The sequence below is a fragment of the Flavobacterium davisii genome (genome assembly GCF_042182265.1).
Lineage (GTDB): Bacteria > Bacteroidota > Bacteroidia > Flavobacteriales > Flavobacteriaceae > Flavobacterium > Flavobacterium davisii.
Genome location: NZ_CP097869.1, coordinates 739,986 through 760,619, shown reverse-complemented (window position 1 = coordinate 760,619; position 20,634 = coordinate 739,986). Strand labels below are relative to the sequence as shown.

18 protein-coding genes are annotated in these 20,634 nt (G+C 30.1%); 12 read left to right on the top strand and 6 right to left on the bottom strand.

The features are described 5' to 3' along the window. Positions 1-18: 18 nt before the first annotated feature. The gene (locus tag NAB20_RS03095; RefSeq protein ID WP_088391154.1) at positions 19-690 is read right to left on the bottom strand and encodes an SCO family protein; all 672 of its coding nucleotides are present in this window, start codon (positions 688-690) and stop codon (positions 19-21) included. A 198-nt stretch (positions 691-888) separates the two neighbouring features. Between NAB20_RS03095 and NAB20_RS03090 the strand changes: the two genes are divergently transcribed. The 8 genes from NAB20_RS03090 to NAB20_RS03055 all read left to right on the top strand — a co-directional run bounded on the left by NAB20_RS03090 (position 889) and on the right by NAB20_RS03055 (position 11,769). After that, entirely contained in the window at positions 889-2,901 is a 2,013-nt protein-coding gene (locus tag NAB20_RS03090; protein ID WP_240668982.1) for a M13 family metallopeptidase, read from the top strand. Positions 2,902-3,081: 180 nt separating this feature from the next. Continuing rightward, positions 3,082-4,764, top strand: a complete 1,683-nt coding sequence (locus tag NAB20_RS03085) for a DUF6909 family protein (RefSeq protein WP_105196274.1) — start codon at positions 3,082-3,084, stop codon at positions 4,762-4,764. Positions 4,765-5,010: 246 nt separating this feature from the next. After that, complete coding sequence (locus NAB20_RS03080) at positions 5,011-7,299, top strand: polysaccharide lyase family 8 super-sandwich domain-containing protein (protein WP_375605479.1); 2,289 nt, start codon at positions 5,011-5,013, stop codon at positions 7,297-7,299. 2 nt (positions 7,300-7,301) lie between these two features. Beyond that, a complete protein-coding gene (gene rfbC / locus NAB20_RS03075) occupies positions 7,302-7,853 on the top strand; it encodes a dTDP-4-dehydrorhamnose 3,5-epimerase (RefSeq protein WP_105196251.1) in 552 nt (183 codons plus the stop codon). Further along, positions 7,847-8,701, top strand: coding sequence for a dTDP-4-dehydrorhamnose reductase (rfbD, locus tag NAB20_RS03070; protein WP_375605478.1), 855 nt, complete (start codon positions 7,847-7,849; stop codon positions 8,699-8,701). Before rfbC ends, rfbD begins: the two co-directional genes overlap by 7 nt. Then, positions 8,698-9,681 carry a UDP-glucuronic acid decarboxylase family protein gene (locus NAB20_RS03065; RefSeq protein WP_375605477.1) on the top strand — a complete coding sequence of 328 codons (984 nt, stop codon included), beginning with the start codon at positions 8,698-8,700 and terminating at the stop codon, positions 9,679-9,681. Before rfbD ends, NAB20_RS03065 begins: the two co-directional genes overlap by 4 nt. A gap of 3 nt (positions 9,682-9,684) precedes the next feature. Further along, positions 9,685-11,016, top strand: a complete 1,332-nt coding sequence (locus NAB20_RS03060; RefSeq protein WP_105196253.1) for an exopolysaccharide biosynthesis polyprenyl glycosylphosphotransferase — start codon at positions 9,685-9,687, stop codon at positions 11,014-11,016. Beyond that, entirely contained in the window at positions 11,017-11,769 is a 753-nt protein-coding gene (locus NAB20_RS03055; protein WP_105196254.1) for a glycosyltransferase family 2 protein, read from the top strand. Here the strand turns inward: NAB20_RS03055 and NAB20_RS03050 are convergent. Continuing rightward, positions 11,766-13,076 (bottom strand): phenylacetate--CoA ligase family protein, encoded by a 1,311-nt coding sequence (locus NAB20_RS03050; protein ID WP_088391165.1) that lies wholly within the window; start codon positions 13,074-13,076, stop codon positions 11,766-11,768. The two genes, NAB20_RS03055 and NAB20_RS03050, sit on opposite strands and share 4 nt — an antisense overlap. Before the next feature lie 136 nt (positions 13,077-13,212). On the opposite strand from NAB20_RS03050, the gene purD reads away from it, so the two are divergent. Then, a complete protein-coding gene (purD, locus tag NAB20_RS03045; RefSeq protein ID WP_088391136.1) occupies positions 13,213-14,499 on the top strand; it encodes a phosphoribosylamine--glycine ligase in 1,287 nt (428 codons plus the stop codon). Positions 14,500-14,649: 150 nt separating this feature from the next. Here the strand turns inward: purD and NAB20_RS03040 are convergent, their stop codons facing one another. After that, positions 14,650-14,880, bottom strand: a complete 231-nt coding sequence (locus tag NAB20_RS03040; protein ID WP_088391134.1) for a uracil phosphoribosyltransferase — start codon at positions 14,878-14,880, stop codon at positions 14,650-14,652. Positions 14,881-14,927: 47 nt separating this feature from the next. On the opposite strand from NAB20_RS03040, the gene NAB20_RS03035 reads away from it, so the two are divergent. Continuing rightward, on the top strand, positions 14,928-15,860 hold the full coding sequence (locus NAB20_RS03035) for a DUF6427 family protein (protein WP_088391132.1): 933 nt from the start codon (positions 14,928-14,930) through the stop codon (positions 15,858-15,860). Here the strand turns inward: NAB20_RS03035 and upp are convergent. Together upp and NAB20_RS03025 are read right to left on the bottom strand one after the other, a co-directional pair. Next, positions 15,855-16,508 (bottom strand): uracil phosphoribosyltransferase, encoded by a 654-nt coding sequence (gene upp / locus NAB20_RS03030; protein WP_088391130.1) that lies wholly within the window; start codon positions 16,506-16,508, stop codon positions 15,855-15,857. The two genes, NAB20_RS03035 and upp, sit on opposite strands and share 6 nt — an antisense overlap. Before the next feature lie 3 nt (positions 16,509-16,511). Next, complete coding sequence (locus NAB20_RS03025) at positions 16,512-17,507, bottom strand: glycosyl transferase family 90 (protein WP_240668951.1); 996 nt, start codon at positions 17,505-17,507, stop codon at positions 16,512-16,514. A gap of 30 nt (positions 17,508-17,537) precedes the next feature. Between NAB20_RS03025 and NAB20_RS03020 the strand changes: the two genes are divergently transcribed. Further along, the gene (locus NAB20_RS03020; RefSeq protein ID WP_088391128.1) at positions 17,538-18,140 is read left to right on the top strand and encodes a DUF4254 domain-containing protein; all 603 of its coding nucleotides are present in this window, start codon (positions 17,538-17,540) and stop codon (positions 18,138-18,140) included. Between the two features lie 97 nt (positions 18,141-18,237). Continuing rightward, positions 18,238-19,266, top strand: coding sequence for a glycosyltransferase family 9 protein (locus NAB20_RS03015; RefSeq protein WP_105196256.1), 1,029 nt, complete (start codon positions 18,238-18,240; stop codon positions 19,264-19,266). A 21-nt stretch (positions 19,267-19,287) separates the two neighbouring features. On the opposite strand, the gene NAB20_RS03010 is transcribed toward NAB20_RS03015, so the two are convergent. After that, positions 19,288-20,346 (bottom strand): ferredoxin--NADP reductase, encoded by a 1,059-nt coding sequence (locus NAB20_RS03010; RefSeq protein WP_105196257.1) that lies wholly within the window; start codon positions 20,344-20,346, stop codon positions 19,288-19,290. Positions 20,347-20,634: the final 288 nt, after the last annotated feature.

The window sequence follows — 20,634 nt, the reverse complement described above, 5'->3', positions numbered from 1 at the left end:
GGGCTGGTTAATTTATTTTTATTTTTCGTCAGTACATAAAAATTCTATATCTTTTAATAATTTTTCTACTTCTTCTCTTTTGGTGCCATCATAAAATCCTCTTACGCGCTTCTTTTGATCTATTAGTACAAAGTTTTCTGTGTGAACCATATCATAAAGTTCTTCAGGTTTGCCTGTTTTAACAGCTAAATAGGATTTTCTAGCAATATAATAAATATCCTTTTTATTACCTGTAACTAAATTCCATTTACCACTAATAGCACCTTTTTCTAATGCGTATTTTTTTAAAACAGGAACACTATCTATATCGGGTGTTACAGAATGGGAAAGGAGCATAACTTTAGGATTATTTTTAATTTGATCTTGTAACCAAGACATATTATTCGTCATCAAGGGACAAATAGTTTGACAACTTGTAAAAAAGAAATCGGCAACATAAATTGTATTTTCATAATCCTTTTGAGTTACAATTTTTCCGTCTTGATTAGTAAAAGCAAAATCAGGAATCAAATGTTTATTCGCAATATGTTGTACAGTAGTATCTACTAATTCAGGATTAACCATTGAAGGGGTATAAATAGGCAATGTTTTCTTAGGTTTTAAAACCATATAAAAAAGAGAAATACATAACACAGAAATTACACTTAGTGTAATGAGAAAAATACGATACTTTTTTATTCTTTCAATCATAACATAACTTAACTTTATACAAAGGTATAAAACCTAATTAAGGAGCAAAATACTAATTCTTTCTTAAATTAGTTTTTTAGAAGATGACTAAACAATATTTTTGAATATATATTGTAACAAAAAAGCGATAAAGTATACTAACTGTCATTAAATAATATAGAAGAAAACAGAAATATGAGAAGAACTGTATGGAGTGCCATGGCACTATTATCCTTGACTTCGATAAGTGCTATAGCACAAGAAAAACCAGGAATTAACCTAAATTACATGGATAAAAAGGTAAAACCAGGAGATGATTTCTTTCGCTATGTAAACGGAGCTTGGTATGATAAAACAGAAATTCCCGCAGATAAAACACGTTGGGGAAGTTTTGATGAGTTGCGTTTTAACACAGATAAAGATGCTTTAGCAATCCTTAAAGAAGCTATATCTAAAAATTTAGATGCAAAATCAGATCAAGGAAAGGCAGTAAATGTTTATAAAACCTACATGGATACCATTGTAAGAAATAAAAGAGGTATCAAACCTTTACAACCTTATTTAGAAAAAATTAATGCTATTAAGAATGTACAAGATCTTAATAAATTAATTACAGAATTAACCCCAGAAGGCGGTATAGGATTTTATAATGCAGGTGTTGGTCCCGATGCTAAAGATTCTAATAAAAACGTAGTTTACATTAGTTTAGGAAGTTTAGGTCTGCCAGATCGTGATTATTATATTTCAGATGATAAAGATTCTAAAGAAAAACGTGAAAAATATGTTTTACACCTAACACGTATGTTGCAATTTTTAGGTGAAAAACCAGAATTAGCAAAACAAAACGCAGAGAAAATCTTAGCTCTAGAAATAGAAATGGCTAGACCTAGATTAGATAGAGTACAGCGTCGTGATAGGAGGAATACATACAACCCGATGACTGTTGCTGATTTACAAAAATTAACACCATCAGTAAACTGGGCTGCTTATTTACAAGGAATAGGAATTGGTAAAATAGACCAAGTTATTGTTTCACAACCTAAATATATGGAAGCTTTAGAAGCTATTTTTAAAGCTAATAAGATAGAGGATTGGAAAGCTTATTTACGTTGGATTTTATTAGATGAATCATCAAGCGAATTAACTACTGAAATAGAAAAAGCAAATTGGGATTTTTACAGTAAAACCTTACAAGGTGCTTTAAAAGAAAGACCCCGTGAAGAAAGAGCTTTACAAGTTGTAAATGCCACTGTAGGGGAAGCATTAGGGAAATTATATGTTGAAAAAAAATTCCCAGCAGAAGCAAAAGCAAAAGCAAAAGCAATGATTGAAAATGTATTTCTAGCTTTTGAAAATCGTATAAATAAACTTCCTTGGATGACTCCAGAAACACGTAAAGGAGCGATTGAAAAATTACGCAAGTCAACTATTAAAATTGGATACCCTGATAAGTGGAAAGATTATTCTAAACTAGAAATTGTAGCCAAGGAAGCTGGTGGGAATTATTTTGAAAACATGAAAAATGTTGCAAAATGGGCGTATCAAGATGATATAGAAAAATTAAATAAACCTGTTGATAAAACAGAATGGGGCATGTCTCCACAAACGGTTAATGCCTATTTTAACCCTACCTATAATGAAATTGTATTCCCAGCCGCTATCTTACAACCGCCATTTTATGACTACAAAGCAGATGAAGCAGTAAATTACGGTGGAATTGGAGCCGTAATAGGACATGAGATTTCACATGGTTTTGACGACTCAGGTTCTCGTTATGATGCTGATGGAAATTTAAAAAACTGGTGGACAGATGAAGATTTAAAACAATTTACAGGGTTAGGAAATGCTTTAGCATCACAATACAGTGCTTTACAACCACTGCCAGGTATTTTTGTTGATGGAAAATTTACTCTAGGTGAAAATATTGGCGATCTAGGAGGTGTTAATGCCGCTTATGATGGATTACAATTATTCTTAAGTAAAAATGGTAGACCTGCTGCAATTGATGGTTTTACGCCAGAACAACGTTTCTTTATTTCATGGGCAACTATATGGCGTTCTAAAATGAGAGATGAAGCAATCAAAAATCAAGTAAAAACAGATCCACACTCTCCAGGAATGTATCGCGCCTATATACCACTTACAAACGTAGACGCTTTTTACCAAGCTTTTAATATTAAAGAAGGAGATAAACTCTTTGTTAAACCTGAAAATAGAATTAAAATTTGGTAATCTAAAATAATTCAATAAGATTGTAAGCCCTTGAAGATATCATGCCTTCAAGGGCTTTTTTTATCCAGATCTAAAGTGTTAAAATAAATACAATATTGTGAAGTACTTTGATTCTTATCCGTTTTTATTATAAATTGCCCAAATAAAATGGTACATTTGTAGGTTAGAAAAATATAAATGATGATAGAAATCAAGAACATTTCGCGCTCCAGAGCGCAAGAGTCGTCGGCGGCTATCGAACGACTGTACATTACTATGAGACATTTGTTTAACAGAGGGTTTTATAAACCGATGGGCGTTTCAGGCGATACTTTACGCGAAGCTTTATTAGAACTTCGTCCAGAAATTTATGGTTCCATTGCAGAAGAAAAAGTAGAATTAAACGGCTTATTGTATGTAATTGAACGGTTACCTGTAGGAATTGAAGAATGCCGTTATATCAACCTAACTTCTGATGAAGGCTATTCTAATTCTCATTTTCAACCTATTGTTCCTCCTAAACGTCGTAGAAATTGCTACAGAATAGATGATGAACAAATGAATGTAGAAATTACAAGAGGACGTTCAGATATTTATGATATTTTAACCCACTTGACGTTTATTTTTGTAGAATCACACAAAATTAAAGATCGTGTGTTAATTGATGATGAAGGAAAAGTATCACGTGATTGGCAAAAATTAGAACAAGCAGCATTACAAACCAAAAAATTAACATTAATAGAACGTGAAAAAGCTATTTCTCATGCTGCTAATGTGTTAGGAAGAACTTTTGCTGAAGTAAACAGTATTTATGATTCTTTCGGAAACGCGTCACAACCAGATCGTTTTTTGCATGTAATCTATTGGTTAGGAAAATTAGCAATAGAAGAAGTTGTTGATAACAATAAACGCACAATTACTTTTAGTCCAATTTTAAGAGAACGTTTAGGACACCATATTTATGGAGATATTTGGGCAACAAACATTAAAAAGAAATTAGCTGATAATAATTTGTTAGAAAGACCGATTCATATCATTAGTGCTAATATGCACAGTGTAATGAATTCAGTATTTGCACCTTATGTTTTAGCCTCTAAATACAAAGGAAAAGGAGAGTACCAAATTTATGAAGATTTATCGGCATCTGGTAATAAAGAACTGCGTAAAAAAGTAGAAGATTTTGCTCTACAAAATGGTATGATTTCAATACCCGATACATCAGGAACCAATATTGATGTTCAGATTTTTGATACAGCTAAATTTGATTGGAAAAAAACAGCTTTCCCTTTAACAAATAGTATGACTCAAGCTCCTGTTCTAATTGTAATGGATTATGCTTTTGGTGAACAAGCTTTTGAAACAATTGATGAATTATTAAAGCCCTATAAGACAGAAAAAGGGAAGGTGTTTTTGAATGTAGAATCCGTTTCCATCATGGGGAAAGCAGGAATCCTTGAAGGAGGCAAAGGAGATATTATGATCCCTAATTCACATGTTAATGAAGGAACAGCTGATAATTATCCTTTTGAAAATGAACTAACAAAAGAACTATTTGAAGGAAACGACATCCCAGTCTACGAAGGTCCTATGATAACCGTTTTAGGAACTTCTTTACAAAATAGAGATTTGCTTAAATTCTTCCACGAATCTACTTGGGCAGCTATAGGTTTAGAAATGGAAGGAGCGTATTATCAAAAAGCTATTCAATCAGCTTCCAAAATACGTAAAAGCATCAACCCCGATGTAAAAGTACGTTATGCGTATTACGCATCAGATAATCCGTTAGAAACAGGAAGTACACTGGCTTCAGGAGGATTAGGAACTACAGGTGTAAAACCTACCTATTTAATTACAATAAAAATTTTAGAGCAAATATTCTGTTAGAATATAACATTTCCTCTTATTTAAACTTTATACTAGACATAATTAATGGAATCAAAATCATTCGTAAAAATTTAAAATGACCCCTTATTTTAAATGAATGATTTCCGTTAAAAGACTTTAAAAAAAATAAAAGTACTACAATATGTATTCCTTATTGTACATATTGTAGTACACAAATAAATCAAATATTAATAAATTAAAAGCAAGCACTTATTATATAGGGCTGTTTTTATAATTCAAAAAATTATGAGACAAACAATTTTTCTATTTTTTCTGTTTGCATTAGGAATTAATGCGCAGAGTACCGATTTTGATAAAATGCTAGATAATATTAAAAGTGAATACACCCTAAATCCAAATAAAAAGAACATTGATGCTATTAGATTACTCTTAAAGACGGACGGTTCTTTTAGCGATATTGATTATACATTAAAGGATGAGGATTTAAGACTTCACCTTAGTAGAATATCTCGTTTAGCCCAAGCTTATTCAAATTCGAAGAATACATATTATCATGATCAATCTGTTTATAACGATTATATTAAATCTATAGAATTCTGGATTACCACAAATCAGACTCCTTCAAACTGGTGGTATAGACATATTGCATATCCTAAAGAGATGAATAAAGGACTTGTCTTTGTAATTGAAGAAATTAAAACCCAAAATGCAGCTCTTTATAAGCAAATTATTGATTATCAAGAATGGGCTTATTTACAACAAGACCACATGGAAGGCGCTAATGGAGCAGATAAAACCATAGGGGCATTTGTTGCGGCAGTAGTAGAAAAAGATGCAAAATTACTAAAAGATTTTAGTGATTTGATGAGGAGATTAACATCTATTCAAGATGGAGGAGAAGGTATTGAAAAAGATTATGGATTTTATAGTCACAGTGGTAACGGTAGGCAAATATACACTTTTGGATACGGAAAAGAATATTTAAAGTCAGTACTTGATTATTTCGTATTTACAAAAGGAACACAATACAATGTTCAAACGTTAGTGAATTTAGAAAAAATGGTAATTGATCATGCCCAATATCTTTTTCATGCGGGAAATTACGATCCTAACCCAACAGGAAGATACAATAATACTTTCGAGTATATGAATGATTTAAAAAATATCGTTACTAAAATGGTTGCCTTAAATACAGCTAATAAATCAGCATTACAAGATGCCCATGATAGAATGTCAGGTCAAAAAAAGGATTTAGAAGGTAATAAAATGTTCTGGAGAGGAGATTATATGGCACATAAAAGATCAAATTTCTTATCTACAGTGCGAATGACTTCAACTAGAACAGTAGGTGCTGAAGCAGGTAATAACTCAGGTAATTATAACTATTATGCTGGGGCAGGAGTGAATTACACAATTCATACAGGAAATGAATACAATGGAACATATTTTTCTAAATTTAACTCAAGACAATTTCCAGGAACAACTGTTGAACAAAACACAATAACATTACCTGTACCTAATTGGGGAAAAGAAGGTAAAAACAATAATGATTTTGCAGGAGGAGTATCTGATGGAAAAAATGGAGCATCAGCTATGATCTATGATAAACAAGGTATAACCGCTAATAAATCATGGTTTTTTATAGGAGATTTAGTGCTTGCATTAGGTTCAGAAATATATCAAACGAATGGAACTGCGGATGTGTATACAACGCTTAACCAAACAAATTTAGACTTGTCTAAAGTGTCATATTTTCAAAATAACAATCGTTTCCAACCAAGTGCTAATGTAGATATAACAAATAACGCTAATACATTTGTGTTATCTTCTGGTATTGGGTATGTACCTTTTGATAGTAATACATATACTATTTCTACGAAAAATGATCTTTTTAAAATGTATATAAATCATGGTGTTAATCCTAGTAAACTAAAATATGCGTATTTATTAATGCCAAATGTAACGGATGCTACTATTGTAAGTGAAGCAGCAAAAGCAAAAAGCAATTTAAAAATTGAATCTCAAAATGAATTTTGTCATGCTGTATATGATTCTACAACTTCTCAGTATTATATTGCTTTTTTTAAACCATATACCTTAAATTTGTCGAGCGGATTAGTTGTTAAAGTAGATAATCCGTGTATGCTAATAATCAATAATAATGCTAATAAATTTTATGTTTCAAATCCGTATGGTGAAAATGCAAGTTTCCAAAATATAAAATTGTCTATTACTAAAAATTCAAGATCTTTGTTTGATAATGATATTAAAATCATGAAATCAAATGAAAGTGGTAAAACATTTGAATATGCTTATTCAAGTCTTGGTGTTATTCAAGCAAGATTAAATAATAGTTTATCTTCAGAAGAAAATATTAATATTACAAAATCAGAAGGGAAACTAAAAATAGAATCGAAAGAGAATATGCGAAATATAGAATTATATGATATTAATGGTAGAATGATCTTTTCAAGAAAGAATGTTAATGATCGTGAAGTATCTGTAGATGTAGCTGGTAAAGAAGGAATTCTTATATTAAAAATTAACGAAAATAAAACAATAAAGATATTCTAATAATGAATTTTATAGAGACCAAACTAAGAGGTTGTTTTGTATTAGAACCTAATGTTATTCATGATGAACGAGGTTATTTCATGGAAAGTTTTAATCAAAACACTTTTAATAAAGGAATAGGGAAAGAAGTAAATTTTGTACAAGACAATCAATCGTATTCTTCAAAAGGCGTTTTGAGAGGATTACACTACCAATGCGGAGAATATGCCCAAGCTAAATTAGTACGTGTACTAGAAGGTGAAGTGCTAGATGTAGCGGTAGATTTACGTCCTGATTCCGATACGTATGGTCAATCTTATAGTATCTTATTAACGGCTGAAAATAAAAAACAGTTTTATATTCCAAGAGGATTTGCTCATGGATTCATTGTATTGAGTAATAAGGCCTCCTTTTTTTATAAATGTGATAATTTTTATAACAAAGAAAGTGAAGGAGGACTCATTTATAACGATCCAACTCTAGCAATTGATTGGGGTATACCTGAATCAGAGTTGATTATATCCGGAAAAGATAAAATATTACCAACTCTAGAAAATGCTCGAAAGGTATGGTAGTTTTAGTAACAGGAGCTTCAGGACAACTAGGCCAGTCATTACAATTTATTGCATCTCAGTACGCTGAGATGCAATTTATTTTTGCTAACTCACAAGATTTAGATATTACAAATCAAGATCAAATAAATACTTTTTTTGATCATAATGAAATTGATTGCTGTATTAACACAGCTGCCTATACAGCTGTAGATAAAGCGGAATCAGATCAAGAAAAAGCATATCTAGTTAATGTAGTTGGTCCTAAAAATTTAGCTATAGCTTGTGAAAAAGTAAAAGCTACATTAGTTCACGTGTCAACAGACTTCGTTTTTAATGGTTTGAATAACGTACCTTATTTAGAAACAGATCAGACGAATCCATTAGGCGTGTATGGACAAACTAAGTTAGAGGGAGAAAAAGAGGTAATAGCCAATTGTACCAAACATTTTATTATTAGAACTTCTTGGGTGTACTCTCAGTTCGGAAATAATTTTATGAAAACAATGCTTCGATTGGCTCAAGGACGTGAGGAACTAAATGTAGTGGCAGATCAAATTGGAACGCCAACGAATGCTGTGGATTTAGCAGATGCAATTTTAAAAATTTTAGAACAGCAATCTACAATTCATAATTCATTCGGTATTTATAATTTTAGTAATGAAGGTGTGTGTTCTTGGTTTGATTTTGCAGTAGAAATTTTTAAACAAAATTCAATATCTATAAAAGTAAATCCAATACCAACGAAGGATTACCCAACGCCAGCTAAGAGACCTAATTATAGTGTGTTGGATAAAACAAAAATTAAAACTAATTTTAGCATTAGTATTAAAGATTGGAAAGAATCATTAGCGCAAACAAAATTACAATGAAAAGAATTCTTATAACTGGAGCTGCAGGATTTTTAGGTTCTCATTTATGTGATCGTTTTATCAAAGAAGGTTACCACGTTATTGGTATGGATAATTTGATAACAGGTGATCTAAAAAATATCCAACATTTATTTAAGCTTCAAAATTTTGATTTTTACCATCACGATGTTTCAAAGTTTGTGCATGTCCCTGGAGAATTAGACTATATTCTTCATTTTGCTTCTCCAGCATCACCAATTGATTATCTAAAAATTCCTATTCAAACTTTAAAAGTAGGTTCCTTAGGAACGCATAATTTATTAGGGTTAGCTCGAGTAAAAAAAGCACGTATTTTAATTGCTTCAACTTCAGAAGTATATGGCGATCCGTTGGTTCATCCTCAAACGGAAGATTATTTTGGTAATGTAAATACTATAGGACCCCGTGGTGTATATGATGAAGCCAAACGGTTTCAAGAATCCATTACGATGGCATATCATCGTTTTCATGGGTTAGAAACACGTATTGTACGAATTTTTAATACCTATGGACCTAGAATGCGTTTAAACGATGGTCGTGTAATTCCCGCTTTTATTGGTCAAGCCTTAAGAGGCGAAGATTTGACTATCTTTGGTGATGGTAGTCAAACACGTTCTTTTTGCTACGTAGATGATCAAATAGAAGGTATTTATAGATTGTTATTGTCAGATTATTCTTACCCTGTAAATATTGGTAATTCGGATGAAATAACAATCAAAGATTTTGCAGAAGAAATTATTAAGCTGACGGGAACAGATCAGAAAATCGTATACCAACCGCTTCCAGAAAATGATCCTTTACAACGTCAACCTGATACAACAAAAGCAAAAGAAATTTTAGGATGGGAAGCTAAAGTATCACGTAGTCAAGGTATGAAATTGACGTATGAATATTTTAAATCACTTCCTAAAGAAGAATTATTAAAAGAAGAACATAAAGATTTTAAAGAGTATATCCGTTAATCAATGGCAGTAGGTAGATATTCAAAATATATTAGACCTATTTCTTATTTAGTCGACTTTCTTTTGATTGTTTGGCTATTGCTGTTGTTGTTTCCTGTTCTTACATTTAATCTAAAAGAAATCATCTCTTTACTTATTGTTTGGACGATTACATCTAATTTTACAGAGTTTTACGAAATATATCGTTTTACAGCACCTGTTAAAATTTTTTTTAAGACTCTGAAGCAATTATCAATATTTTCTTCCATATTTATTACACTTATTTTTATTTTAGAAAAAGGAGTTACTCATCAATTAGTTTTTAAATACCTTTTTTGTTTAACCCTTTTTGTTACTTTTTTTAAATTCGGTATATATTATTCTTTAAGGAAATATCGTCAACTTTTAGGAGGTAACTATAGAAGAGTAATTATTATAGGTCAAAAAGAAAAAGCAATAGAATTAGCTGATTTTTTTAAACAAAATAAAGACTTGGGGTATAGATTATACTCCATGATTTCTGAGAATATTTCTTTTATAGAATTAAAAAAAATAATTAAAGAACAGTCAATAGATGAAATTTATTGTGATTTGAATAGTATTTCAAAAGAGTATTCAGATGATGTCATTGCCTATGCGCATAACCACTTTAAGACCATAAAATTAATACCAGATAATTCCGCACTTTCTCATAATATGTCTTTAGATTATTATGGATATATTCCGTTGATTTCAATTAGAAAAACACCTTTGGAATTATGGTTTAATCATTGGATAAAGCGTTTGTTTGATATTCTTTTTTCATTTTTAGTTATCCTTTTCGTGCTTTCTTGGCTTATTCCTTTGATTGCACTTTTAATTAAAATAGATTCCAAAGGTCCTATTTTTTTTAAACAACAAAGACATGGAATTAATAATCAAAGTTTTGATTGTTTTAAGTTTCGTTCAATGAAAATCAATGATTTGGCAGATAGGCAATTAGCGTCTAAAGATGACGAGCGTGTTACCGCACTTGGTAAATTTTTAAGAAAATCAAGTATAGATGAAATGCCACAGTTTATTAACGTCTTATTAGGAGATATGTCAGTGGTTGGTCCTCGCCCTCAAATGTTAAGCGTTAATGAAGATTATGCACAACGATTTGATAAGTTTATGGAGCGTCATTATATCAAACCAGGAGTTACAGGCCTCGCTCAAATTAAAGGATGTCGAGGAGAAATTCTTACGGATCAAGACATAGAAGACCGATTAAAATTCGATTTGTTTTATATTGAAAACTGGACTCTTTTACTTGATATAAAAATTATTTTAGTGACTCTTAAAAAATTCATTTTAGGAGATGAAAAAGCGTATTAAATGAATGATTTAGTTTCTATTATAACACCTGCTCATAATTCTGCAAAATACATAGCAGAGACAATACAATCAGTTCAATCACAAACATATACAAATTGGGAAATGTTGATTGTAGATGATTATTCTTCGGATGAAACGGTAGGGATTATTGAACGTTTTATGAAAGATGACAAACGGATTTACTTGATAAAATTAAATCAAAATTCAGGAGCATCAAAAGCAAGAAATGAAGTAATAAAATTAGCAAAGGGTAATTATATGACTTTTTTAGATGCTGATGATCTTTGGTTTCCTTCTTTTATTGACACAAGTATCAAGACAATAGAACAAACTGGAATTAATTTTGTCTTTTCTTCATACAAAAGATCAAATGAAAACTTAGAGTTTGTTTATTCCGATTTTATAGTTCCACAAAAAGTTACTTATACAGATATATTAAAAACAAATTCTATTAGCTGCTTAACAGCTTTTTTAAATGTAAAAGTGTTAGGAGTAAAGGAAATGCCTGATATTTTAAAAAGGCAGGATATGGGATTGTGGTTGAAATATCTAAAAGAAATACCCTATGCTTATGGTATTCAAGAACCACAAGCAATTTATAGAATTAGACAAAATTCACTATCTCGAAATAAAAAAGCATTGGTCAAATATCAATGGCAATTTTATAGACAAGTTGAAAAATTATCTATTTTAGAATCTATTCATTATATGATTCAATGGACTTTTAGAGGTTTTTTGAAATATAGAAATTAAAGTTGACTTTGAAATTGTTTTAATTTGCCTCTGTTACTTCTTAGTAGTACGTTTTTTCGATTATAAGTAAAATGTAGATTAGGTTCTAAATATAAATTAATAGCTTCATTTATTTTATTAATTTGTTCTAGAGTTAATTCTTTTTCGCTAACATAATCAATTTCGAAAGTATTGATTTTAGTCTGTTTAATAATAAACTCTTTTACATTTCCGTCATCTTCTATGATGCTTTTTGTAACATAATAAAAAGTAAGACCAGGGGCTTTTTTTCCACTTGGTAAAATGGCTATATCATTAGTCCGTCCTACCAATTTTTTTAGTAAAGGTTTTGTAGGGGAACTTTTTTCATCAATAATCCCTATATCTCCTATATCATAGCGTATAAAAGGATGGGCTTTGTTGTAAAGGGAGGTAATGATAATGCGACCTTCTTGACCGAAAGGTAATATTTGGTTGTTTTTATCTACTATTTCTATGAATAATGTTTCATTATTAAGCTGCCAACCGTTATTTGTATTTTGAAAAGCAATTAAATCTAATTCTGAAGCACCATATTCATTAATTACAGGAATGCCAAATTGTTTTTCAATTAAAATTTTATCTTCATCAAATAACATTTCAGAAGTAACAAAACAGGCCGTCAGAGTAGGACAAAGATCTTTTAAGACTAGGTCTTTTTTTTGTAAAAATTTACTAAAAAGTACAATGGAACTGGTATATCCATTGATGTGATCAAATTTCTTTTTTTTAAATTTTTGTAAAATATTTTCTAGAACTTTGTCGGATAAATCAAAAATAGAAAACCGATAACGATTACTGAAAAAATCTTTAATTCTTTCTTTAGTATATCCAAAAAAATCTAAAGGAATACCATAAAATCGAGCTTGGTAGCTTTTATTAAAATCAATGTTATACCAGTTAAATCGGTAAATAATGGATGCCCAAGTAATAGCATGAGTATACTTGTCTTTTGCAAAAATAAAAGGATCACCACTAGAACCTGATGTTTTGTTTTTAAAAATATTTTTTTCAGTAAAACCTTTTGAAAGCCTTTCTTGTAAAGGTTTTTGAAAATCTTTTTTAGTCATTATAGGAATGTCTTCCCAATTTTTAATATTCTTATTTCCTATAAAGTTCTTATAATAAGAATTGTTTTGAAGGTGATATTTTAAAATTTCCTTTTTTTTCTTCTCAACAAAATCTGTACGGGATTCTACGGGAAGAGCCATTATGGTATTAAATTCTGTTTTAGCCTCCTTCATAGGGAAACCATTTAATTTTAAAGCCCAATCGAAAAAACGAAACATATTGTTTTTTTCCAAAAATAAGAAAATACAAGCTTTCATAATCATTTTAAACCCATTATTTTTGTACCGCAAATGAATCCTAGAACGAGCTTATATTATACTCAAATAGCTAGTTAGGATATAACAACACAACACTATGACAATTTTACTTTTAGGTTCAGGCGGAAGAGAACATGCTTTAGCTTGGAAAATGCTCCAAAGTTTGGAATGCACAAAATTATTTGTTGCACCAGGAAATGCAGGAACAGGATCAATAGCAACAAATGTTTCTATTAATCCATTAGATTTTAATGCAGTAAAGAGTTTTGTAATAGAAAACAAGGTTGAAATGCTTGTAGTAGGTCCAGAAGATCCATTGGTAAATGGTATTTATGATTATTTTAAAAACGATTTACAATTACAAAATATTCCTGTAATAGGGCCTTCAAAAATAGGAGCTCAATTAGAAGGGAGTAAAGAATTTGCCAAGCAGTTCTTAGTAAAAAATAATATTCCAACCGCTCGTTATGAAAGTTTTACAAAAGAAACAGTAGAGGAAGGTTGTCAATTTTTAACAACTCTTAAGTCCCCGTATGTTTTAAAAGCGGATGGTTTAGCTGCCGGAAAAGGGGTTTTAATTCTACATGATCTAGTTGAAGCACAACAAGAATTACGAAATATGTTAGTGGATGCTAAATTTGGTGAAGCCTCTTCAAAAGTAGTTATTGAAGAATTTTTGGATGGTATCGAATTAAGTTGTTTTGTTTTAACAGACGGTAAATCATATAAAATTTTACCAACGGCTAAGGATTATAAACGGATAGGTGAAGGAGATACAGGACTAAATACAGGAGGTATGGGGGCTGTTTCACCAGTACCATTTGCTGATTCCGTTTTTATGGAAAAAGTAGAAACACGTATAGTAAAACCAACAATTGAAGGTTTACAAAAAGATAGTATTGATTATAAGGGATTTATATTTATCGGATTGATTAATGTAAAAGGAGAACCTATGGTAATTGAGTACAATGTACGTATGGGCGATCCAGAGACGGAGGTAGTAATGCTTCGTATCAAATCAGATTTAGTTAAATTATTTCAAGCTGTAGCAAGAGAAGAATTATATACAGCTATTTTAGAAACGGATGAAAGAGCAGCTACTACAGTAATTGTAGCTTCAGGAGGCTATCCTGAAGATTATGAAAAAGGAAAAGTGATTACAGGATTTGATAATATAGTAACAGATTCAATTGTTTTTCATGCAGGAACTAAAAATGAAAATGATGCAATTGTAACGAGTGGAGGTAGGGTGTTGGCTGTTTCTTCTTATGGTATAAATTTTGCGGAGGCTTTAGAAAAATCATACGATAGCATAGCCAAAATCTCTTTTGATAAAATGTATTTTAGAAAAGATATAGGCAAGGATCTAAAGGAAAAATATTAGATTATTCTTTTTATTTGTATTGAAGTGATTTAAACTTTTGATTGGATGCAAAATAATAAGGATTTTTATTCTAAATTTTAGCTTTTTTGCATTGCATAGCGGCGTTAAAGAGTAAAAAAATGCCACGATAAAGTTATCGTGGCATTTTTTTTATTTTAAAAACGAATGAGCTGTAGTATCTTGTTGGTCTTCGTTATTATCTTTGAATATTTTTAATTGCTTAATCCAATACCAAATATAATAACAAATAATTGCCCATAATACCCAGTTAATAAGGTTTGCAACCCACCAGTTTTCTAACTCCATGGAGCGCATTAAGTCGTGTGGAGCAAATAAAACAGCTTCAAATAACCATTGAATTGCTTCAAAAATTGATTTCATCATGATGAATGTATTATATTTACACAGCAAAAATATAAAATATACTTATGATTACAAGTGTTTTTAGTAAATCTCGACCAATAAATTATGTAATAGTGATAATTTTATTGGTGATTTGTTTTTTGTTTTACCAATTCAATACTAGTTCTCTAGATTTAACAGGAATAGAAATTGGGCAAAAAAGCATATTGTTACTACTATTAGTAGGGTCTTTGTTAATTACCAATTTTATTACAAAGAAAAATGGTTTGAGTAAAGATAATAGTTATACCTTCTTATTGTTTTTTATTTTTTTAATATTATTTCCAGATACACTATCGGATCTAAAATTAATCCTATCCAACGCTTTTATATTATTGGCTTTACGAAGATTGATTTCTATGCACTCTATGATTACGCCTAAAGAAAAAATTTTTGATGCTTCATTATGGATTTTTTTAGCTTCCTTGATTAATTTTTGGTGTATTCTTTTTTTATTACTTGTTTTTTCATCTATTATACTTCATGTATCAAGAGATTATCGTAATTGGCTTATTCCTTTTATAGCTTTCTTTACTGTTTTAGTAATTGGTTTAATGTTTTCTTTGGCTTTATATCCAGCGTTTTTGACCTTATATCCTAAGCAGATTTATGTTGACTTTAAGGTAAAAGATTTGACTAATATCTTTCAAAATATAGCAGTAGCAATTTATATTGTGGTATCTTTAATTGCCTTTGTAAGTATGTTATTTATTTTACAAAGTAAAATGTCTCATTTAATTTCTTCTTATCGTAAAATTATATTTGCTTTTTTAATAGCGTTAGCAGTTTACTTTGTAATGCCCGAAAAACACAATAGCTACTTGATATATACTTTTGTACCCGTAGCTATTATGTTAACTAATTATTTAGAAACGATCAAGAAAATCTGGTTAAAAGAAGGGATTGTTCTTTTATTAGTATTGGCAAGTTTAGTTACTTATTTGTTACAAATATTATAATTTTTCACCGTATGCTAAATCGCCTGCATCTCCAAGGCCTGGAATAATATAATTTTTTTCATTTAGTTTTTCATCTATAGAAGCAATCCATAAATGGCTGTTTTTAGGTAAGTTATTTTTTAGGTATTGAATACCTTCTGGAGCAGCAATAACTACAGCTATATGAATTTCTTTAGGTTGATGTTCTAGATGTAATTTGTTTAAAACAGCAACTATAGATTGACCAGTTGCTAACATAGGATCTATCAGTATAAGATTTTTATCTTTAAAGGAAGGAATGGCTTGGTACTCTACTAATATCTCAAAATTGTCATCATGATTATAATGATGTCTATAAGCTGATACAAAACCATTTTCAGCTTCATCAAAATAGTTGATAAAACCTTGATGTAAAGCAAGTCCAGCTCTTAATATAGAGCATAAAGCAATAGGAGTAGCTAATTTAGATGTATGTTTTATGCCAAGAGGTGTTTTTACTTCAATATCTTGATAATCTAATGTTTTACTTATTTCATAGGACATGATTTCTCCTATGCGTTCTATGTTTTTTCTAAAACGCATACGATCTTTTTGTACATCCAGATCTCTTATTTCTGTTAAGAAATGATTTAAAATGCTATTTTGTTCAGCTATATGGTGTATTTTCATAGATTAAATTTGATTGGTTTTTTCAAAATATTTTTTCATTACAAGTAATCCTATTATTTTTTCTCTTTTTGAATCATAAAATTGTTTGCAATAAGTATTTGCGTTTCTTATAATTTGGTTTGCTTCTGATGGATTTTCTATATAATAATTTAATTTTTGTTCTAAATTAGAAAAGTCTGCATCAACCTCAATATAGTGAAAGTCAGGTATTAGTTTTCCTTCCATAAACCATGTTTCATACGTTGGTTTTGGCATTACAGCAATAGAATTAGATGACATAACCCATTTTAAATTACTTGCAACATCATTGCCTTCTAATGCCATTATAAATTTATAATCTAAATGTTGCCATAATGTTTTTTTAGGAACTTTCCATTCGGGTTTTGTAATATGTTTTGAAACATCTCCAATATCAAATAAAGGATTTCCAAAAAAAATATTCATAAAATTAATTCTTTGTTGTTTGCCTATTATTTTTCCTCTAAATATTGCTTTGTTGGTTTTTTCTTCAAATTTCTTCTTATCTCTTAAAAAAATAAAGTGTCTTACTTTATCAAGATTTAGTAATACGCTATTCTCATTATTTCCAACAATAGGCCTACTTTTTAAAATAGAAGGTTCATTAGGGATATGCGTTATATCGCCATAGCAGGTAAAAAAATTAAGAGTAGGGCTAAAATATCTAGTTATGAATTCCGTGTCATAATAATATACAGATCCAGCTTTTTCTATTTTGTTTTCTTTTAGTTGTTTAGCGTGCAGGGGTAAACTATTTTTTTGCTCTAATTTGTTGTAGTAATTTACCCTTTCTAGTATATAATCTTTATCAGATCTTGAATTAAAATCAGTGATTAATTTTTGATATTGCCTTCTAAATATAAAATTTGGCAAAGAATTTAACATAATATTACTTAGATAGTATTTCCATTTAGGATTTTTTCCACTATTAAATAAAAAATTAAGGTTCATATAAGATGAATTAATTTCGTAAAAATACATAATTTTGTGGAACATTTTAATAACTGATCTATGTTCGCAGAATTTGCTTTTCCTATATTTGAAAGAAGTATTCAAGAGTATCATATAAAAGACGATGTTTGTCAAGAAATAATAAATCCTTATGAAAAAGGTTCTATCGAGCATTTGCTTTATGCTAAAAATTGGGTTGATACAGTTCAATGGCATTATGAGGATATCATTCGAGATCCCCATATTGATCCTGTAGAAGCGTTAGATTTAAAACGTAAAATAGATGCTTCAAATCAGGTACGTACTGATATGGTAGAATATATAGATAGTTATTTCCTTAAAAAATATGCTGTTATTGAAGTAAAGTCCAATGCCCGTATTAATACAGAAAGTCCTGCTTGGGCTATTGATAGATTATCTATTTTAGCTCTAAAGATTTATCACATGAATGAAGAGGCTACTCGATTAACAGCTACAGAAGAGCATAGAGCAAAATGCCAAGAAAAATTGAATGTGTTATTAGAACAAAAAAACGATATGTTTATTTCAATCAGTCAATTAATTGAAGATATTGAAAATGGAGATAAGTATATGAAAGTTTATAAACAGATGAAAATGTACAATGATGAGGCTTTAAACCCCGTTTTGTATCAAAATAAATAATGATTTTAATTTCATTTCAGAAAACCATTAGTAAATGAAGTTTTAAGTATTTATTTTATTTGAAATTATTAATGGTTTTTGTTTTTTAAAATGTAATATGAAGCATCTATTGGTTATCCGTTTGTCAGCTATGGGAGATGTTGCGATGACAGTTCCAGTTTTAAGAGCATTGTCTTTAAATTATCCTGAGTTGAAAATTACAATAGTTTCACGTCCCTTTTTTAAACCTTTTTTTAACGATTTAGAAAATGTTTATTTCTTTTCAGTTGATCTTAACAATAGGCACAAAGGGATGATTGGACTTGTACGTTTGTATAATGATTTGAAAAAAATGAATATTGATGCTGTTGCGGATTTTCACAATGTACTTCGTTCAAAAGTTATTAGAGGATTATTTGCTGTTAGTGGAAAAAAAGTAGCTTTTACAGACAAAGAGCGTAAGGATAATAGGGCATTAACTCGAGCTAATAATAAAGTTTTTGCACCTGTAAAATCTATGTTTGAAAGACATAGAGATACACTCCTTATGTTGGGTTTCACGTTTGATTTGTTAAACCCACAATTTCCTAATAAAGCTTTGTTATCGGATACAATTCTTAAAATAACAGGAGATAAGAATAAAAAATGGATAGGAATAGCACCTTTTGCTCAATATGAGTCTAAAATATACCCTTTAGATTTAATGCAAGAAGTTATAGAAGGTTTAGTAAAAGAACCAATTAAGATATTTTTATTTGGTGGGGGAAAGGTAGAAACAGCAAAACTATATCAACTTAAGAAAGATTATTCTAATGTAGAAGTAGTAGCAGGTAAAATTAATCTTAAAGAGGAATTAGATTTGATTTCTAATTTAGATTTAATGCTTTCTATGGATTCAGGAAATGGTCATATAGCTTCTATGTTAGGAGTAAATGTAATCACTCTTTGGGGAGCAACACACCCATATTCTGGATTTAGCCCATTTAACCAACCTTTAGAAAATTGTCTGATAGCTGATAGAGAAAAATATCCCTTATTACCGACTTCCGTTTACGGAAATAAGAAAGTAGAAGGGTATGAGGATGTAATGCGTACTATAGCGCCACAAATAATAATTGATAAAATAAAAAAGGATTTAGCTTTATAAAAACCAAATCCTTTTATTCTTTTATACATCGTCAAAATTTATTGTGATTTCAGCTGATGTAGGATGTGCTTGACAGGTTAAAATTAATCCATCTGCAATTTCTTTATCCGTTAAAATTGAATTTTTTTTCATAACAGCATTTCCAGAAGTAACCCGAGCAATGCAACTGCTGCAAACACCTCCTTGACAAGAATAAGGAGCATCCATGCCTTTTTTTAAAGTAGCTTCTAATAAGGTTTGTTTAGTAGACATTTCAAAAAACGCTTCATCACCATCTAAAATAACTTTAATTCTTGCGTGATCCAAAGAATGGGGAGAATTAGCTGGTGTATTTTCAATGGTTGGTGAAGTAGAAAATAATTCAAATTTAACATCTTTTTCTGCAATACCTTTTTCTTTTAGAGCACTATTAACGCTATCAATCATTTCTTCTGGGCCACATAAAAAATAGTTGTCAAATTTTAGCCCGATGTGTTTTTGATGAATGGTATTAACAACTGATTTGTTAATTCTACCTTTTAGTTGGCCTTCTACTTCTTCTTGACTATATACATAATGAATGGTTAGTCTACCCAAAAACTGTTTTTGTAATTCAGTTAATTGATGATAAAAAATAGTTTCATTAGGGGTTTTATTTCCATAAACAAGTGTAAATGAGCTTTTAGGTTCTTGTAATAAAACGGTTTGTAAAATAGACATTACGGGTGTAATACCGCTCCCAGCTACAAATCCTATGTAGTTTCGTTGGCGGTCAGTTTGTGGCTCAAAAATAAAACGTCCTTCTGGTAAACCAACTTCTAGTATATGACCTTCTTTCAATTGCTCATTTGCAAATTTTGAAAACCTCCCATTTTTTACGGCTTTAATAGCTATACGGAACTCATCAGATGATGGAGCTGAACATAAGGAATAAGCCCTTCGTATTTCTTGACCGTCTAATGTTAGTTTTAAGGTAACATATTGCCCCGCAGTAAATTTGTAAAAAGATTTAAGCTCTGATGGAACGTTAAAAGCTACTGAAATAGAGTTAGGAGTTTCTCTTTTTATTTCCTTTATAGATAATTTATAAAATAATGACATAGGTTTTGTTTTATAATACAAATGTAAAAAATATTAATTTTTACAGCTTATAAATTATAAATTCTGCTGCTATTTGTATAGTGTTTAAATTGAAAAATACACGCTTTTTAGTACGTTCTACTTTCATTAAAAAAACAAAAGATAAATAAGCTTTTAGATTTTCATAAAACGAAGTTAGCACTATAAAAGACAAAAGCAACTCTTGCGAGTTGCTTTTGTCTTTATCACTATTGTAGACACGATTTGTAAAATTGTACGAACGATTGTGTTGAGACTGACTTTGCGTCA

Coding starts and splice junctions, on each gene's coding strand:
- NAB20_RS03095 (WP_088391154.1), bottom strand. CDS start 690: ATGATTGAAAGAATAAAAAAGTATCGTATTTTTCTCATTACACTAAGT.
- NAB20_RS03090 (WP_240668982.1), top strand. CDS start 889: ATGGCACTATTATCCTTGACTTCGATAAGTGCTATAGCACAAGAAAAA.
- NAB20_RS03085 (WP_105196274.1), top strand. CDS start 3,082: ATGATAGAAATCAAGAACATTTCGCGCTCCAGAGCGCAAGAGTCGTCG.
- NAB20_RS03080 (WP_375605479.1), top strand. CDS start 5,011: ATGAGACAAACAATTTTTCTATTTTTTCTGTTTGCATTAGGAATTAAT.
- rfbC (WP_105196251.1), top strand. CDS start 7,302: ATGAATTTTATAGAGACCAAACTAAGAGGTTGTTTTGTATTAGAACCT.
- rfbD (WP_375605478.1), top strand. CDS start 7,847: ATGGTAGTTTTAGTAACAGGAGCTTCAGGACAACTAGGCCAGTCATTA.
- NAB20_RS03065 (WP_375605477.1), top strand. CDS start 8,698: ATGAAAAGAATTCTTATAACTGGAGCTGCAGGATTTTTAGGTTCTCAT.
- NAB20_RS03060 (WP_105196253.1), top strand. CDS start 9,685: ATGGCAGTAGGTAGATATTCAAAATATATTAGACCTATTTCTTATTTA.
- NAB20_RS03055 (WP_105196254.1), top strand. CDS start 11,017: ATGAATGATTTAGTTTCTATTATAACACCTGCTCATAATTCTGCAAAA.
- NAB20_RS03050 (WP_088391165.1), bottom strand. CDS start 13,076: ATGTTTCGTTTTTTCGATTGGGCTTTAAAATTAAATGGTTTCCCTATG.
- purD (WP_088391136.1), top strand. CDS start 13,213: ATGACAATTTTACTTTTAGGTTCAGGCGGAAGAGAACATGCTTTAGCT.
- NAB20_RS03040 (WP_088391134.1), bottom strand. CDS start 14,880: ATGAAATCAATTTTTGAAGCAATTCAATGGTTATTTGAAGCTGTTTTA.
- NAB20_RS03035 (WP_088391132.1), top strand. CDS start 14,928: ATGATTACAAGTGTTTTTAGTAAATCTCGACCAATAAATTATGTAATA.
- upp (WP_088391130.1), bottom strand. CDS start 16,508: ATGAAAATACACCATATAGCTGAACAAAATAGCATTTTAAATCATTTC.
- NAB20_RS03025 (WP_240668951.1), bottom strand. CDS start 17,507: ATGTATTTTTACGAAATTAATTCATCTTATATGAACCTTAATTTTTTA.
- NAB20_RS03020 (WP_088391128.1), top strand. CDS start 17,538: ATGTTCGCAGAATTTGCTTTTCCTATATTTGAAAGAAGTATTCAAGAG.
- NAB20_RS03015 (WP_105196256.1), top strand. CDS start 18,238: ATGAAGCATCTATTGGTTATCCGTTTGTCAGCTATGGGAGATGTTGCG.
- NAB20_RS03010 (WP_105196257.1), bottom strand. CDS start 20,346: ATGTCATTATTTTATAAATTATCTATAAAGGAAATAAAAAGAGAAACT.